Annotated in this window: 15 protein-coding genes; 5 read left to right on the plus strand and 10 right to left on the minus strand. The window is 40.4% G+C overall.

All coding sequences use genetic code 11. The features are described 5' to 3' along the window. Nucleotides 1-53 precede the first annotated feature (53 nt). Together MNR06_RS14055 and MNR06_RS14060 are read left to right on the plus strand one after the other, a co-directional pair. Nucleotides 54-1,250 carry an exo-beta-N-acetylmuramidase NamZ family protein gene (locus MNR06_RS14055; RefSeq protein ID WP_243536994.1) on the plus strand — a complete coding sequence of 399 codons (1,197 nt, stop codon included), beginning with the start codon at nt 54-56 and terminating at the stop codon, nt 1,248-1,250. Nucleotides 1,251-1,267: 17 nt separating this feature from the next. Then, nucleotides 1,268-1,672, plus strand: a complete 405-nt coding sequence (locus tag MNR06_RS14060) for a response regulator (RefSeq protein ID WP_243536995.1) — start codon at nt 1,268-1,270, stop codon at nt 1,670-1,672. Between the two features lies 1 nt (nt 1,673). On the opposite strand, the gene MNR06_RS14065 is transcribed toward MNR06_RS14060, so the two are convergent. From MNR06_RS14065 to MNR06_RS14075, 3 genes are read right to left on the minus strand one after another with little or no spacing between them, the layout of a single operon-like run. After that, nucleotides 1,674-2,240 carry a hypothetical protein gene (locus MNR06_RS14065; RefSeq protein ID WP_243536996.1) on the minus strand — a complete coding sequence of 189 codons (567 nt, stop codon included), beginning with the start codon at nt 2,238-2,240 and terminating at the stop codon, nt 1,674-1,676. Beyond that, nucleotides 2,237-3,253 (minus strand): TolB family protein, encoded by a 1,017-nt coding sequence (locus tag MNR06_RS14070; protein WP_243536997.1) that lies wholly within the window; start codon nt 3,251-3,253, stop codon nt 2,237-2,239. Before MNR06_RS14070 ends, MNR06_RS14065 begins: the two co-directional genes overlap by 4 nt. Further along, nucleotides 3,250-4,233, minus strand: a complete 984-nt coding sequence (locus MNR06_RS14075; protein WP_243536998.1) for an A/G-specific adenine glycosylase — start codon at nt 4,231-4,233, stop codon at nt 3,250-3,252. Before MNR06_RS14075 ends, MNR06_RS14070 begins: the two co-directional genes overlap by 4 nt. Nucleotides 4,234-4,271: 38 nt before the next feature. Here MNR06_RS14075 and speB point away from each other — a divergent pair, with 38 nt between their 5' ends. Next, complete coding sequence (gene speB / locus MNR06_RS14080; protein WP_243536999.1) at nt 4,272-5,204, plus strand: agmatinase; 933 nt, start codon at nt 4,272-4,274, stop codon at nt 5,202-5,204. 149 nt (nt 5,205-5,353) lie between these two features. Here speB and MNR06_RS14085 read toward each other — a convergent pair whose 3' ends face one another. The 4 genes from MNR06_RS14085 to MNR06_RS14100 all read right to left on the minus strand — a co-directional run bounded on the left by MNR06_RS14085 (nt 5,354) and on the right by MNR06_RS14100 (nt 9,365). After that, a complete protein-coding gene (locus tag MNR06_RS14085; protein ID WP_243537000.1) occupies nt 5,354-6,592 on the minus strand; it encodes a sensor histidine kinase in 1,239 nt (412 codons plus the stop codon). Next, entirely contained in the window at nt 6,553-7,548 is a 996-nt protein-coding gene (locus MNR06_RS14090; RefSeq protein ID WP_243537001.1) for a YcaO-like family protein, read from the minus strand. The genes MNR06_RS14085 and MNR06_RS14090 overlap by 40 nt, the downstream gene beginning before the upstream one ends. Beyond that, complete coding sequence (locus MNR06_RS14095) at nt 7,541-8,971, minus strand: ABC transporter substrate-binding protein (RefSeq protein WP_243537002.1); 1,431 nt, start codon at nt 8,969-8,971, stop codon at nt 7,541-7,543. Before MNR06_RS14095 ends, MNR06_RS14090 begins: the two co-directional genes overlap by 8 nt. Nucleotides 8,972-9,080: 109 nt before the next feature. Continuing rightward, the gene (locus MNR06_RS14100; RefSeq protein WP_243537003.1) at nt 9,081-9,365 is read right to left on the minus strand and encodes a hypothetical protein; all 285 of its coding nucleotides are present in this window, start codon (nt 9,363-9,365) and stop codon (nt 9,081-9,083) included. A 125-nt stretch (nt 9,366-9,490) separates the two neighbouring features. On the opposite strand from MNR06_RS14100, the gene MNR06_RS14105 reads away from it, so the two are divergent. Beyond that, nucleotides 9,491-10,489 (plus strand): nitroreductase family protein, encoded by a 999-nt coding sequence (locus MNR06_RS14105; protein ID WP_243537004.1) that lies wholly within the window; start codon nt 9,491-9,493, stop codon nt 10,487-10,489. A 6-nt stretch (nt 10,490-10,495) separates the two neighbouring features. Here MNR06_RS14105 and MNR06_RS14110 read toward each other — a convergent pair whose 3' ends face one another. From MNR06_RS14110 to MNR06_RS14120, 3 genes are read right to left on the minus strand one after another with little or no spacing between them, the layout of a single operon-like run. After that, nucleotides 10,496-12,514, minus strand: coding sequence for a nucleotidyl cyclase domain-containing protein (locus MNR06_RS14110; protein WP_243537005.1), 2,019 nt, complete (start codon nt 12,512-12,514; stop codon nt 10,496-10,498). Between the two features lie 2 nt (nt 12,515-12,516). Further along, nucleotides 12,517-12,942 (minus strand): DUF333 domain-containing protein, encoded by a 426-nt coding sequence (locus MNR06_RS14115; protein ID WP_243537006.1) that lies wholly within the window; start codon nt 12,940-12,942, stop codon nt 12,517-12,519. A 2-nt stretch (nt 12,943-12,944) separates the two neighbouring features. After that, the gene (locus tag MNR06_RS14120) at nt 12,945-14,873 is read right to left on the minus strand and encodes a hypothetical protein (protein WP_243537007.1); all 1,929 of its coding nucleotides are present in this window, start codon (nt 14,871-14,873) and stop codon (nt 12,945-12,947) included. Nucleotides 14,874-15,136: 263 nt separating this feature from the next. Here MNR06_RS14120 and MNR06_RS14125 point away from each other — a divergent pair, with 263 nt between their 5' ends. Continuing rightward, the gene (locus tag MNR06_RS14125; protein ID WP_243537008.1) at nt 15,137-15,970 is read left to right on the plus strand and encodes a C1 family peptidase; all 834 of its coding nucleotides are present in this window, start codon (nt 15,137-15,139) and stop codon (nt 15,968-15,970) included.

Consider the following 15,970-nt stretch of genomic DNA (forward strand, 5'->3'; position numbering starts at 1 on the left):
CATGTACTTGGCTTAAACCTGTGTTTACAATTTTTCATTAACAAGGATGTTTTATGAAGTTAGGTGTAGAAGTTCTTTTAGCAAATCCAAAAATGCTTAAAAGCCTTAAAGGCAAACGCGTGGGTTTAGTTTGTCACCCAGCGAGTGTTGATGAAAACCTGCAACACAGTTTGGATCTGCTTTCTAAAAAAATAAAACTTTCTTGTGCGTTCGGTCCTCAGCATGGTGTGCGCGGCGATAAGCAAGATAACATGATTGAAAGCCCTGACTTTGTTGATCCTGTTCACAATATTCCTATTTTCAGTCTTTATGGTGAAGTTCGCAGACCAACACCTGAAATGATGGAACACTTTGATGTTCTGCTATTTGATCTACAGGATCTAGGCTGCCGCATTTACACTTTTATCACGACTTTGCTTTACGTGATGGAAGAGTGTGCGAAGTTAGGTAAAGAAGTTATCGTGCTTGATCGTCCAAATCCCGCAGGTCGCCCGATTGAAGGGTTTAAAATGTTACCTGGTTGGGAGTCCTTCGTCGGAGCAGCACCAATCCCTATGCGCCACGGTCTGACTGTGGGTGAGTTGGCTTTATACTTTAAAGATTACTACAAAATGGATTTGAAACTTCAGGTCGTGAAAATGAAAGGTTATGCACCTTCTAAAGGACCGGGTTTTGGTTGGGACATGAAGCGCGCGTGGGTGAATCCTTCACCGAATGCAGCAAGTTTAAACATGGCCCGCGCTTATTCAGGAACTGTATTAATTGAAGGAACCACTTTATCTGAAGCACGCGGTACGACCAGAGCTTTAGAAATCATTGGAGCTTCTGATATCGATTTTGCCGAAGTCCTCGTGCGCATGAAAAAGAAAGCGCCGCAATGGTTTAAGGGAGTTCTTCTGCGTGAATGTTTCTTTGAACCCACTTTCCATAAACATGTCGGAAAACTTTGTCATGGTTTCCAATTCCACACGGATATTCCGATGTACAAGCATGACTTGTTTAAACCATTCCGTTTGACTGCACTGATGCTGAAGGTGATTCGCGAAATGCATCCAGACTATCCAATCTATCGTGATTTCGCCTATGAATATGTTCGTGACCGTTTGGCGTTTGATGTGATCAACGGTGGACCGGCTTTGAAAGATTGGATTGAAGATAAAAAAGCCACTGTTAAAGATCTTGAAAAAGCATTAAGTGCCGATGAAAAATCCTGGGCTAAAGAGCGAAAGAAATATCTTTTGTATAAGTAAGATGGAAAGATAAAAGCATGACGCAATTACCTTTTATGGGCCGCCGAGTTTTAATTGTCGATGATAATTTCACCGACCGGCTTATCCTCAAAGAGATGTTAAAAGGTTTGGGCTTTACTGATATTCAGGAAGCTGAAGACGGCGCCATTGCTGAAAGTAAGATCGACAACGCAGTTCAGACAAAAAATCCATTTCATTTGGTATTCTTAGATATTCGCATGCCTCGTCAAGGGGGCCTATCTTTACTTGACCGTCTTCGTGCAAACTCAAAAACCCACGACCTTTACGTGATCATGATGACGGCAACAGCAAGTTTAGAAAATATCGAAGGTTCGCTAAAACTAGGCGTGAACGATTTTATCGTAAAACCGTTTAATCCTGATGTGATCGCCAGCAAAGTAAAAGCGATCCAATTTAAATAATTTATTTTTTGATCGAAGTGTCAGCTTTTTCTTGGGGTGCGGTATTCCAAGAAAAGCTTTTCATAATCTGATTGCAGCTTTGCAGGGATTTCGCAAAAACCGGCTTATCAGCAAGACAAGTTAGAATGGCCACGCGATCTTCATTTTTCAAAATCACTTGGCGAATCTGTTTGTTTTTAGATCTAGAAAGCATATCCACAACCAATGCCGGACTGCCATTTAAAGAAAAATTCTTAGCAGAGATCACTTCAAAACCATAACTAGGATAATCACGCATCCACTTACGGGTATAAAGTTCTAAAGAAGCATCCTTAGCTACTTTGTCAGTACGAATACTGAGGCTGCCATCTTTGGCGTTTTTTGCGCCAAAACGGACTGTATCAAGCAGACTGCTTTCTGATCCAGCTACGGGGATCCAATCAGTGCCTTCGGTTTTTAGGCTAAAACCTTTGTGCAAGAAATAAAGACCTTTTTCAGGCGCAGTAAAAGCCGACGTGCTCGTCGCCGGATAAGGGGCGGCAAATACTTGAAAGCTTAATAAAAGAATAAAGCCAATGAAAGTCTTCACTCTTTAAGAGTAGCTTGGGCTGCGCCTTCTAGGCAAGGCCCTAAATCGTCGGGCAACTGTAGAATGTAAATTTGTTTTTTATCTTCAAATGTTCGTAAGAAAGCCAATTTCTCGGGGGTTTCTGAAGATATAGCAGGGGCTGTGAGTGAATCTGTTCCCTTAAATACGACCTGAGTGCACTTTTTTTCAAGATTATAAACTTCAATCTGGTAATACTTTTCGCCCTTACGAAGGATACTATAAAAAAGCCTTGCCGGTGGTCGTGGTGCAAAGATCAGGTCTTTATAATCACCCTCATTAGCTTTTAAATCTTGGGCTGTTCTAGTTTTTAAATCGTAAAAACGTAATTTCTGTTCTGAAGTTTTTAAATTTTTATCGACCCAAACAAGACTGTTCTGATCGGGCGTTATAGCTGCAAATCTTTTTTCTTTATCTTTTTCTGAAGCCACGACGGTGACCGGAAGACTTTTTAAATCAATGCGATAAATACCGACAACATCACGGCGGGAACTAAAATAAATCGCAGGGCGGGTGGGATTGGAAACAAACATAGGCTCGCCGTCATACCCCGGCTGATGAGTGATACGCAGAATATCTGTTCCGAATAAATCACTCATATAAAGATCTGAAGGCGGAAATTCTTTATCGAAAGTCTTATTTAACAAAGGACTTTCTTTAATTTCATCTGTGGTTGAAGCGTAAATGATTTCAGATTCACTGATGTAACTACCATCAAACGCATCGCCATCTGAATAGGTGACTCTGCGAACTTTGTTAGAAGTTAAATCTAGTTCATAGATCTGCCAGCCGCGGTGATTGTTTTTATCTAAGCGGCTAAAAAGGATCTTCTTATTATCCAAAGAAAAGCGCGGATGAGCATGGTCACCAATGAAGGTAAGCTGTTTTGAATCCTTCGCTAAAAGATAATCAGGGGTAAGCAAGTTTTTAGTGACACTGATGTGCGAACAGCCAAGAAACAAAAGCAAGCTGCCAATCGAGATGAGAATCTTCATGCTTCAACCTTATTCAAAACTTTTTGCAGCAACGAAGAAGGATTGACCTTTTTTAGCTCTTTTAAAGCCACCCACTGAAGGTTTTTTCCAGTCAGGGATTTCTTTGCTGTGATTTGAATAAAGATATCATGATGAGTGATGTTGTGTTTAGCATCATAGGCCTTAGGCTTGCTTTTTTCTTTAGAAATCTCCCCAGGAAAAATCATCTGCCCTTTAAGGAATGGGGTGTAATCATTTGTTATAAGGGCGACCTTTTTATCTTTGATCGCAACTTGCGGCTTCCACACCCAGACTTCCGATTCTTTGCGCGGCTTTTTTAGCGGTAACGTTTCAATCAAACCTTTTTCACGGGCCACACAAGCACTTGCCCACGGGCAAAGAATGCAAGTCACTTTTTGCGGGGTACAAACCGTAGCCCCTAGCTCCATCAAACCTTGATTGACGACATCGGCTTGTCCCAGTTTTGACAACTCATCAGAAATATTCTGTAACTGCTCGCGACCTTTGTTATTCCACCATTCTAGTTTTAAACCAAAGCGACGGGATAGAACACGAATCACGTTGCCATCTAAAACGCCGACCTTTTCCCCAAAGGCGATACTTGCAACCGCGCGGGAAGTGTAGGGCCCAAAACCAGGAAGCTCTAAAAGTTCGGCGGCTGTTTGCGGGAACCCTTGTGCAGAAAGTGCTTTGGCAGCTTTATGAAGGTTGCGCGCGCGGGAATAATAACCCAAACCCGCCCAAGCTTCTAAAACTTCATTTTCAGGTGCATTGGCAAGTTTATGCACGGTTGAAAACTTCGTAAGAAATTTTTCGAAATAAGGAATGACCGCAACGACGGTGGTTTGTTGCAACATAACTTCGGAAAGCCAGATGCGATAGGGATCTTTATTAGCTCGCCAAGGAAGGTCGCGGTGGTTTTTTTTGTACCATTGCGTAAGCTGTTTATGATCGAGTTTATAGTCGTATTGTGCCGTCATCCGCGGTAATGTATTCTTCGAATAATTGAGGAGTCAATATGGAATACAAACCCTTAAGCGGACGCGAGTTTCCCCGATTTTCCGCGATTAAAACCTTCTTTAGACTGCCCTACGTTGAAGTTGATGCAGACTATGAAGTAGGAATCTTCGGAATCCCTTACGACGGGGGAGTTTCTTACAGACCAGGTTCCCGTTTTGCGCCTGCTAAAGTGCGTGAAGTATCAAGTTTAGGCCGTGGCTTCCACATGACCCGCGCTGAAAACTTTTTTGAAAAATTAAAAGTCGCTGACATCGGCGATTGCCCGACAGTTCCTATTGATCAAAAACAAACTTACGAAAAAATTGAAAAGTTCGTTGGCGAGCTGGTCGCTAAAAACAAACGCTTCTTAGCGGTGGGTGGTGACCATTCAACAACGCTACCAGTGTTGCGGGCCTTAAGAAAAAAATACGGAAAGCCGTTGGCATTCATACATTGGGATGCGCATTTAGACACTTACCCTGCAGCGTGGGGGCAAGAATACCATCACGGGGCATTTGCTCGTCACGCAGTTGAAGAAGGCTTAGTAGATCCAAAAAAGATGATACAAATCGGAATCCGCGGCCCCTTAGCAGGTGGTGATGATTTAGATTTCGTGAACAAACACGGCATTCGCGTAATTACTGTCGATGAAATCCGCAATCAGACATTAAATGATTTCTTAAAAACACTCCCAACATTCGACGATACTCCAACTTATATTAGTTACGACGTCGATGCCTTGGACCCTAGTTGCGCCCCGGGAACAGGAACTCCAGTCCCTGGCGGTTTAACAACTTACGAAGCACAAAGAATCTTCCGCGCCCTGCAGATTAAAAACCTAATAGGCGGGGACGTCGTGGAAGTATGCCCAGCGTTTGATAACAGCGACATCACAGCATTAGCTGCATTGGATGCGTTGTTTGAGATGTTGCATTTGTTTGAGGCGAAATAAATCAGTCATTGTAAAAAGTATTGCTACTGTTTTCTTTTAGTTCTTAAACAGTAGCAATTCGATTGAAAGTTAACGTGATGATTGTTCCGTGGTTCACTTTGGGTTGGATATTAAACTCCTCTTATTGTCCTCAAGCAATAAACCGAACTTCAACATGATTTAACAGGAATTTCGATACTCACTCTCGTTCCAATATCAAGTTTTGAATCGATTGACATCTTTCCGCCAGCGTCTTCAATCTGCTCATAGGCGCTTTTAAGACCGATGCCAGATCCTGATTTTTGAGAATCACTTTTTCCAAAGCTAGCAAACTCCTTATTTCTGAATTTTTCCAGAATATCTGGCGGAATACCTTTTCCAAAATCGATTACCGAAATAATTAAATTATTATTTCGCTGTTGTGTTTCAATAAAGAGCGAGCCATCGTCGACTATAGCTTCAATTGAATTGTTAATCAGATTTGAAATAATTCTTAATAATATTTTTTCTGGGACACCTATTTCAAGTTCGTCGGGCAAACTATTTAGTCTTAAGGAAATATTAACTTTTTCATGTCCTTTAAATTCGAGCTGTTTTTCTACCACTAATGATTTTAGGGCTGGAATTATCTTATAAGTGCTCACTGGTCGTGCTATGGGGTGTGATTCTGCTTTTAAGAACTCATCGTGAGAATTCCGCTTTTTTGTGTGGGATAAAAGATCATCCGCTATATCATTTATTCTTTGGGAAACCTGCTTAATAATTGTCTTAGGTTCTCCAGCAATTTCTTGCGATGATCCAACTAGCATATTTAGTGCGGATAATGGTGAACGGATATCATGGGCTACTCTTCTGGCCATCTCTGCCATCTCCCGTGCTAGTTTTGTCTCAATTTCTTGTTCATACGCCTTTATTGTGTTTTTTCGAAACTGGTATAACCAAACAGATGATATTAGCAATAATATACACCATACAAAAAGGACTTCTAATATTAGCGAAAAAAGTTTGTACGAGTATGTAGCATGAGCGATCTTTATCCGGCGTTCAGAATCAAAATAGATCGGAACTGTAATTTTATGTTGAAAGTAAATCTGCGATTCATTTCCGAGGGTAATATCTTTGCCGTTCGAAAAATCCTGCAAAAAAATTTTGTTAAATTCATTTTTTGAAGGCGTAGATAACGCTTCAGTGATTCTTCTATAATCTTTTACCAGTAAGGAATTAGAAAGAGAATCCGTCAAGCTATAAGCCAATGACTTTTTATTTCTGTATGTAGCGAATTCAATTGCAGTTAGAATCGCAATTAGCGAGAGAACCTGAAAAACAGCAAAAAAAACCCAAAGACGTCTAAGGCGATATTTTAAATCGTTTACGCCAGCGGATGTGGAGTTTTGTTGACCATGTTCCATGTCCAAGACTTCCCTGTGAACTGCGTTAAGCGCGTTAAATTAACATTGTCTTTTTCTGTCGGTCCAAAATAGAGGTCCTGCAGCCTATGATCGGTAGCTTTCACCACTAAGAAGGGAGCACCTTTAAGTTCTCCCGTTAATTGAAGAATTTCGTAAGGAATTGTTTCCGTTTTTAGTTGGCTAGCTTTAGTTCGAGTCTCTAGCCCTTGAGTAAAGAAAAAGGAAATCACACTCTCTGTATAAATTAGATCATTACAAAGCGCCATGTGGGTATCGGGTCCCCAAAACGACTGAGCCTGGAAATTGGCGATATCAAGAACTGGCAAATTGTTGGACATCAGATTAGCTATAATCTGTCTTAAACCTTCGTACACGGCAGAACAAGCGGCCTTAATCGGATCGATATCACATCCCATACCAAACATCAGACCCAAAGGCTTTTTGTTCGCGTTCAAACCGTGTGCTACAAATATAAAACTACTACATTCATTCGCCGAGATCATTTCAGAGAGCTGAAAGCAAATCCCCTGACTAAGAAGAAACTCAAAAATTTCAGGCTTAAAACCAAGGTTCTCAATTCTTATTGCAGCCATTAGAAACGGGGTTTTTGTTAAGTAGTGACAGAAGAAGGCGTCACGCTCAATCAATTCGCAACGCGCGGCCAAAACGGCGTTTTCTAACGAAGTATGGACAGCCATGCCATTGGTTGTTGGAAATTTCATGCTCTCAAAAAATGTAACTCTATCTATCGCTTCACTAAAACCCTTTAAGAAAGAGAGTTCCTCTGAATCAGCAGATCCTCTTCCCTCGCGAACTTCGCCATTTACTTTTATACTTACTCTGCAGTCAAAAATATTTGTCTCAAAAGGTAGATTCCATTTAAATGCATTAACTGAAAGGTTAAGCCTTTCAGAGTTGTCCAAAATCCACTGAATAGTGTTTTGGTTATTATTCATGCTTAATTGTCCAAAAAGGAGTTACAGCAAATGCTGGATTCCCATCAAATTTCCATGGTTTTTTTGCGATCGCTAAGAAAGACGAGACACCAACCGGGATTATCTGTCCATTATTTAGCATATTAAAATGCAGGTTTCTGAATTTCTGTAGTCTATCGGATCTATCTGAGGTCTTGAGATAGTCAGACAACCAAACTGTAAACTCGTCGTCACTCATCCCGAATCCATTTAGGGAATGCGTATAATTTAGAAGGGAAAGGTTATCGAATCCCCCGGCGTCCGTAGCAATTGAAAATACGTCTGGCGCATCAGGAGACTTAAGCCCCTCAACCTCTCCCAATTCTTTAAATTTAAAATTAGGAAGCGAATTTATAATTTCTTCTTTTCCTTTTCTCGAAAGAAAATCTGCAAAATCGGCAGTAACAGTTTCATTTATATGGGTGGGGGCATTTTCAAAAGTATTTTTTATTATCTCATATTGCTCAGGTTCTATGGCTCCTTCACCCACTATTGAAAAATACTCTTGCGTTTCTGTTAATTCTAAAGAGTCTTTGAACTTGTTTAAATAGGCTGCCTTTAGTATTTTACCAACTACAATTCGCTGCTCGCTGCTAAGCTTTTTAAGTCCCATATCAGTAAAAACCAATACGGTAAGGCGTATAGGTAATGTTTTATATAGGTTGTATTCTTCAATCGCGCTAATTTGTTCGAGATTTTTTTTAAAGACTAAAGTGAAAGTCGGTAAAATATCAACAATTCCCCTATTAAGCATTTCAATCTTATTGGCGCCGATCTCATTAAGGAGATGAACGTGGGTGGGATTCTTCATGCTTGCAAGTGGATTTGAAAGATTTATTGAAAATATGGTCTTTTCATTATTTGTAGAGGATACAAAATAGGGACCAGACGTATTCTTATAATCAATTATTTTTAGCGTAACCGGATCTAATGATTTTTTTGGAATAATCGAATAGTCAGCACCGGCAACTAAAGGTAGGAAAAAAACTATATAGTCTGGTGACTTTAGTTTGAATTCAACCTTGTTGTCTCTCCAATTCAAACCAGAACAAGAATCTGAAAGTCTTTTAGGCAAAATTTCGCAATCAAGAAAATCAATCAAGCGTCCATGAAAATTTCTATTGAGAATTAGCAGCCTTTTATAGGAAAGATAAACATCTTCCGCTGTTATTTCATCTCCATCAATGGTTTTTATTCCTCGTCGAATGGAGAATGTTATACGGTCATTTTTAGTTTCGAAACTTTCAGCAATAGCACCCTGTAGTCTTCCAGCGGAATCATAGTAGAGCAGAGATGAATAAATTGAATTCAAAACTTGGTATTGTACACCATCAGTAATATTTGAGGGATCAAGGGATTCGATGTTTAAAGTCGAATAGAAGGGAATTCTTACGATAGTATTCAATTGTTCCTCGTTTTTTTTAAAATAAAGAAAGATGCTCGCGCTGGAAAGAATCACCAGCACAAGCAAACTTAGTTTTTTGTCGAGTTTAAAACATGATAAATTCATTTAGTTAATTTGGTTTTGGAACTCCACCACATCGAATTCCACTAGAGCTATCAGAAAGAACTTCTTTTTCGTTCAAAATCCCACGTTCCCTAAGTACCTCAAAAAGACCCTTATCAACGCGGACAACGCCATTTTGATCGATTGATAATTGTTTTTCGAACACCATTTCTTCAATAATATCAGCTGAAATTTCAGCTTTTACATCTGGGGTGGCTATTTCTGACGCTTGGACAGTTATGCCTGCCAGTAACGCAACACCTGCCGTAATTGCCGGGGTTTTTTTAGACATATGTTCCTCCTTGTTGAAACAGGATGTTAATTGAATCCTGTTTATAATAAAATAAATTTTTAAAAATAGAGCTTAGTGCTGTAAACTCTTTAAAATTAGATTCAGTACACTCTCTATGAGCAGGAATGAAGATGTCTCGTGAAAGTCAAAATTTTAGAAACCAATATCTTTGTGCCACTTCTGAAAAAGACATGGATGGTACAAAAATTTTCAGTCTCGAAGTGTTGACACCTTTTCCTATTTTTTTCACTTTTCCACTGCTAGACATTTCCGCTCAACTCTTATCAGCCGAAGCGAATTTTGCAATTCTGATGCCAAACAATTCTGTGTTCTGTGGTGTCCTTTTAGCTCTAGGTTACAAAGAGCAAGTCTCTTCAGAAGGACTATTATTTTTTATTGAGCCTGCATCTTTAAGACATCCTATTTCGTTTGGTATGAAGGAGTACTTTCAATTTGCGAGTCTTCAGGAACGGTCATACTTTGGACTTTCCCATTCAGATTGGAAGTTTTCCCCGACATCCCATATCTTACCGAAGTTTGAATTGCCAAATAAGAACCGCAACATACATTCTTTCGCCGATTTGATAGCGGTAAGGAAATCTGCAGTAGCATACAAAAATACGACCGTTGGATTTAAAGGTGATTACGATCTTCTGTTACGTGATTGTTATTATCTTAATGAAAAAGGAAAATTTCCGGTCGCCACTGCTGGTGGCTTTCAACATTTCGAAATATATTTTGCTACCTCCGGATTAAAAGATTTAGATCGTGGACTCTATAGAATTTTTTCTTATAAATCGGAATGGGAAAAGATAAGCACTGATGATTACACAAAGGCAATCTGGGAGAGTGCCTTCAGTCAGGAGTACACTAAAGATTGCACGAATTACTTTTTATTTGTTTTGAAGTTGTCCGAAATGAGTCCGAAGTACGGAAGCCGGAGCCATCGGTTCGCGTTCCTTGGCCTCGGTGGATTGCTTGATCGTCTTCATTTATCATCAACTAGTTATGGTGCGTCCTACAGAACCATCGGTGGCTTTGATGAAGCAATCATTAAAACCATCTTACGGATTACTGATGAAAATAGAATTATTGGCGCCGTAGGTGCAATCGGCTTTGATTAAAAGGTTTTATTTTTCCTCTCGCACTATAGAAGCCAACTGATTAAGCCGCGCGGACTTTATCGAAGTTTCATTTAAAACCTTTAGCAAGCGATGATACCCATTATAAGTAACAATGGCGGTATAATCCTTTTCCCGGTAAAGGATAATCAGCATGGCACCAGCATAGATACCGCTGTCTTTTAAACGGTCATCGTCTGACTTAATCATTTCTATGATTTGATCAAAAATACTTTCACTTAAGCCGTTCAAGCCTGCGGCTAAAATATAATTTCCTTTGGTGCGGTACGGATCTGGGTCGTCTTCAACTTTTTGATTTAATACTTGGGCACTTTCGAAATCATTCCACTTAGCAAATAATTCTACAGAGTTTGCCATCATTCGACCGTCCATGGCATCAGAGTTCGCTAGAAGTTCAGCCGAGTATTCCGGTTTCCAGTTATTTTTTGGAACTAAGGTTTTACCTAAGCTGATGGCTGTCGCAACAACGTTAGGATCTGATGCTTTCGTTCGCAGTAGTGAAAGAGTCGTGTGAAGCCACTTTTCTGAAATTCCAGGGCTGACTCTTTTTACACGAAGATTTTTTAATAAGTTTTCTGCAACTTTAATCTTTGTAACGCTGTCTTCAGCGTCTTTTAATAGAAAGTTCAGTTGTTGCGAAATCCCTTCTTCGCCAAGGTGATAGGTGCCTAAAGAAATGTTGTCATTAAAATCGTAGAATGAATTGATATAGCAGACTGTTAGCGTGGCCTCTTTTCTTGAAACGGACCTTTCAAGGTAAGGTTGCTTGGCTATTGAACTGACTTCAGAAAATTCTTCTGGCAACATCACAAGAATATTTTTCTTTTTTTCTTGTTCATCAATATTTCCCAACATTCGATCAGATAGGTAAAGTGCTGGCCCAGAATAATCATACTTTGATGGTGCTACGTCCATTTCAATCGGCGATGTGACAATACTGGATTTTACATGAAGTGTGACATCCCGATGATTTAGAAATTCAAACTTTAAAGCAGAAAACTCCGCAGAAAAATCTCGTACGAAGGCTGCTGCTCGCATTTCCGCATCTGAACCAAGAAATACGTAGACAACCATATCGCCAACGCGTTCTTCAAAAAGCCCGCCATATCTGTAGGCGCACTCAGCTGAAAGCCAGGCAAAGGTTTTTTTCACCTTCAAAAGATAGGCATCATTGCCTTCATAGTTGTAGGAACCGTATTCGTTGATATCGACTCGGGCGACTGTGCCTTTAAAGCTAAAGGGGAAAGTGACATCGTGTTTAAGTTTTAATTCCTCTAAAAGCGCGTATTCAAGCGTGTCAGCATAGTACACTAGCTCGCTGCGAAGATAGCTAAGCTCGCGTGCAGAAGCTTGTTGAATTGAAGTTATATTAGCTTCTTGTTCTATTTCTAAAATCGCTGCCAAGCGATTGATCGGTTTATACCAAAAAGGAACTTTATGGGTACGTCGGTAGAGCTGGCGCATGTGTTCTATATTTCTTAATACGAATATCGCCCACATCGCGATAACAAGCCACGCAGCAATCAAAGTATCGACTAGTAAACCCATTGAAAGTTCGAAGGGGTTTTGGCGGAAAAGTTCAAAGTATGAAAGTTTGCTGCCTACGGTTTGTGCTAATAAAAGCTTCGCTTGTCCAATAGTTTGTTTTTTATAGGCCAGGGTTCCGGTTGAAATTCGAATTGTATGGATCTTACCTTCTTCATGGATTGGATACGCTGCGATGTCCACGTCTTCAGGCATATAGCACTGAACAGATTCTGATTCGATACCATAAATGGTGACTTCGTTACGGTCGTAGGCTCGCTTTAGGAAACTGCAAGCTTCGCGATACATCTCATTTTTTAAAAGCGAAACGGTGTGTTTTTCAGTAAATGAAATGTCATTTCCAGACTTTTCATTTGTCTGTTGGTTAGCGCGATGAGTGTAGTACGCAAGATAAAAGAAAGTCGGCGGCCAAAACAGCAGGATAACAATGAGAATGACCTTCAGAGCTTTCTTTATCATCATAATTATTTGCTGATAACTTTTTTAGGATAATGAAGATAGAAGGCGCCCCAAGACTTTACAAAGCTTTTATCGCCGAAATAGCAGAGGTCGCTTTCATTTCCGTTATTTGCAACACCGACAACGGCTTTACCGCCCATTTTCTTGCAGTAGGAAGCTGATGGGTTGCCGACATATTCAGAACTTTCCGTGGGGAACGAAAACTTTTGCACTGCTAAAGTGTGCGCCTGACACCTAGGTTTAGCATCTTTAGATTTAAAACAGTTCGAACTTAACTCTAGTTTATCAAAGCTCTTTAGTTGAACGATTTGATATTTATCTTCTAAAAAGACCGCAAGCGCATTCACTTTTAAATTCTTGGGACGCGACGGAGCTGAAAATCCAGGTAAAGAAACTGTTAATATAAGAAAGCCTAAAACATACTTGTTCATTTCTATTTTCCTTTAACTCGTTTAAGCGACTGGCCATCATCGACAAAGCGAAGTGACGCCTTACTTGGTACCTGACCCAGGTTAGAACCCTCTTGAGATAACGTAATACTGACGCCTTCATTGCGAAGGTCTTTAGAAAATTGCGGGTTATCGTAGGAGGCTGTGATCTCTTTATATTCTTGCCCAGTGATGGTGTCATTTCTTTGTAAGGTCGTAATCGGCACTGAAGTTTTAAACTCATTCGGGGTACGATTGCCAGCAGGGCGCATAGCTGGCGATGAATAATTTAAAGAGCTGTTTAAAGATGTACCTGAGGCGCCACTAGCTGACGGCATAGATCGCTGGCTCGGTTCTGCGATTTCACCGTTTTTAGCTAACGTGCCGCGCGCAAGGACCGCTCCCGCAGTTTCCGCAGAACTTGAACCATCTGGACTTTTTGCTCCAGCGCTAGCGTTGACTTCAAATGAGGAACCGGCCTTCGGTTCGTTACTTGCTGAAGCGACTGACCTGGTTTTCGCGACAGGATATTTGTCGGCTAAGTATTCTTCGGTTGTATAATAGGTATCATCATCAGTTGAATCACTGGCTTTCGATTTTGATCCAATGCCAGAAGTCGATTTTGATGTTTCTAGAGAAGCCGCAGCAGTATTTATCGAAGGCGCGCTAATATTAGAACTGCTGGTGGAAGTGTCGCCTTTGGCAGAGGCGGCATATGCAGGACTTTCAATTATGCCGATAGTTCGGTTGACTGCGCCCGCGAAAGAATCAAAGTTACTAGACATTGTAGAGGCGATCGAACGAGTTGCTGCAGTTGACTCCGGGGTATCGACGGGCGATTCCAGAGCCTGCCAATCTTTTTCAGTGAGAGTCACTTCTTTAATCGGCGCTTTTTCCACTTCTTTTTTTGCTACCGCCGCGGCTTTCTTGTGTTCTTGCTCTTTTGCACTTTTGATAGTGTTTTTCACAGCTAGTTGTGTTGGGATTCCACCGCAGTCGTTTGGCATTTTAATACATCGCTTCATTGTGTATTGTTTTTCACAAGATTTATTTTCAACGGCTTCTGGATTTGAAACGGAAGCACAAATCGCGTCGAAAATTGCTACTCTTTTTTCATCTTTTACGCCTGCTTTATGCAATAACTCGTGGCTCAAAATAGCATCCGTCGTCATGCATTCGTTTTTGAGAAATTTTTTTTCTGATACGGGCAGTGTTATTGTTCCGTTAATGAATTTTGCATTAAAGGCTGAAGGTATCTGAGAATCTTCGCAAGAAATAAGAACTGGTGCTTTCATTTGTTTTGCGAGGTTTTGCGAATTGGCCATTTCATTTACTATAAGTTCTAGGTCTTCATCAAAATTTTTAATTTTAGAAAACTTATCCTGTGCAGACTTATCTGAGAGGCATTTAGCAAGATAAGAATCACCCTTAAACAACCCTGCAGCAATAGTTTTTATTTTTAGCTGCTCGGTAGGAACCAGCTTTTCTTTACAGGAGACATCCAGCATAGCTCGCCCGAGGGAGGGAGAATCTTCTATTCCTTCAAAAGTGGCAATCGCATCTATATTTTTTGCTAGCCGATCAATTTTATTTTCTGCATTACAATTGTCACTGTAAAGTTCCTCATTTGGCTCTCTGATAAAATTAACTGATAGTTCTGCATTCTTTTTTTTATAAAAAAAAGTGTAAGAATCGCGTTTTTTATCGCTTACAAAGGTGTACACGGGAGTGTCGTCCACAAAAAAAAGTCGTAAGTAACCGTTATTTTTTCGAAGGACCGCAGATCTTAACTTTGTGTTAATCGTAAGTGCTATGCCAGTGTCATTAGATATTGTTCGATATTGTGCAATTCTACTTACATGAGTTCCTGCGTTTGCGGGGGTACTTAAGGAAAACAAAACAGATATTGTGAGCAGGTCTTTCGATGTGGCCATTTCGTTTAGCATAGATAAAAAAAATAAATTAAAATAGACTAGAAATCATGAAATATACTTTTCTTTTTACGGCTTTACTTTGGTCGGGTGCTTCATATGGGGCAGATGTCGAATCCTGTTTCGCGACAGTTGATCCTGTCACCTTTCCTAAGTCTCAAGGCGATCTAAACCTTAAAAACTTGCCCCGTATACGATCCCAGGGTGGCTTTAACTCTTGCTTTGGGTATGCGTCAGCGACCGTGGCTCAATTTTATCACTGTAATATGAGCAAGAAAAAAATAGAACCTTGTTCGGGGGCGCAACCCCAAAACGAGGTTTCGCCCATTGGCATGATCAGTTATGCGAATCGTACAAGCGATAAAAGTCACGATCTTGATCCTGCGAATCACGACAATATCAAATTTGGAGGCGCAGCTATAGCTGCTTTAGGAAACATGGCATACTTTGGTGGTGGCTTTGCCGAGAGTTGCTATCCTTTCGATGGAGTCGTCAATAAACATGGGGATGATCCAAAAGTTTCTGATGCTGTATTGAAGCGACTTAGAGACCTGTATCAAACTAACAAGAAAAAAACCGAAGGTGAAGCTTGTTTGGAATGTATTAGCAAAGCTGCGCAAGAGGATCTAAAGTCCAACACAAATTTTTCAGATATTAAGCGGGCTCTTTCAAAAGGTACATTTGAAGAATTTTTGTACTATTTAACTTTAGGAACCGATCAAATATCCGCTTGCTCAGATCTCGTAGAGATAGACCCGCCTGCTAAATTTAAATTTTATCCAGATAAGAATAAATCCGCTTCGCCGAAGGAAACTATAGATAAAATTCGTGAAGTTCTTCAAGAAGGTTATCCTCTTGCATTAGATGGCATTTGTCCCATCAAGATAAACGGGGAATGCAAAGGCCTTCATTCTTTAGTTATAACTGGATATCGCGAACAATGTACAAAGGACAACTCTCAATGCAGACAAGTGGTACGAGTTCAGAATTCTTGGGGCGAAGAGTGGCAGAGAGAAAACAATGATGGCTGGGTTGATGCTGAGACTCTGCTTGGAAAAGATAATATCGAAGAGGGCGGTCTTTCGTGGTGGACAAAATAA

Source organism: Bdellovibrio reynosensis (assembly GCF_022814725.1).
Taxonomy (GTDB): Bacteria; Bdellovibrionota; Bdellovibrionia; order Bdellovibrionales; family Bdellovibrionaceae; genus Bdellovibrio; species Bdellovibrio reynosensis.

Bases quoted from the DNA above. Each gene is read 5' to 3' on its own strand.
- MNR06_RS14055 (WP_243536994.1), top strand. From the start codon at position 54: ATGAAGTTAGGTGTAGAAGTTCTTTTAGCAAATCCAAAAATGCTTAAA.
- MNR06_RS14060 (WP_243536995.1), top strand. From the start codon at position 1,268: ATGACGCAATTACCTTTTATGGGCCGCCGAGTTTTAATTGTCGATGAT.
- MNR06_RS14070 (WP_243536997.1), bottom strand. From the start codon at position 3,253: ATGAAGATTCTCATCTCGATTGGCAGCTTGCTTTTGTTTCTTGGCTGT.
- MNR06_RS14075 (WP_243536998.1), bottom strand. From the start codon at position 4,233: ATGACGGCACAATACGACTATAAACTCGATCATAAACAGCTTACGCAA.
- speB (WP_243536999.1), top strand. From the start codon at position 4,272: ATGGAATACAAACCCTTAAGCGGACGCGAGTTTCCCCGATTTTCCGCG.
- MNR06_RS14085 (WP_243537000.1), bottom strand. From the start codon at position 6,592: ATGGAACATGGTCAACAAAACTCCACATCCGCTGGCGTAAACGATTTA.
- MNR06_RS14090 (WP_243537001.1), bottom strand. From the start codon at position 7,548: ATGAATAATAACCAAAACACTATTCAGTGGATTTTGGACAACTCTGAA.
- MNR06_RS14100 (WP_243537003.1), bottom strand. From the start codon at position 9,365: ATGTCTAAAAAAACCCCGGCAATTACGGCAGGTGTTGCGTTACTGGCA.
- MNR06_RS14105 (WP_243537004.1), top strand. From the start codon at position 9,491: ATGAAGATGTCTCGTGAAAGTCAAAATTTTAGAAACCAATATCTTTGT.
- MNR06_RS14110 (WP_243537005.1), bottom strand. From the start codon at position 12,514: ATGATGATAAAGAAAGCTCTGAAGGTCATTCTCATTGTTATCCTGCTG.
- MNR06_RS14115 (WP_243537006.1), bottom strand. From the start codon at position 12,942: ATGAACAAGTATGTTTTAGGCTTTCTTATATTAACAGTTTCTTTACCT.
- MNR06_RS14120 (WP_243537007.1), bottom strand. From the start codon at position 14,873: ATGGCCACATCGAAAGACCTGCTCACAATATCTGTTTTGTTTTCCTTA.
- MNR06_RS14125 (WP_243537008.1), top strand. From the start codon at position 15,137: ATGAGCAAGAAAAAAATAGAACCTTGTTCGGGGGCGCAACCCCAAAAC.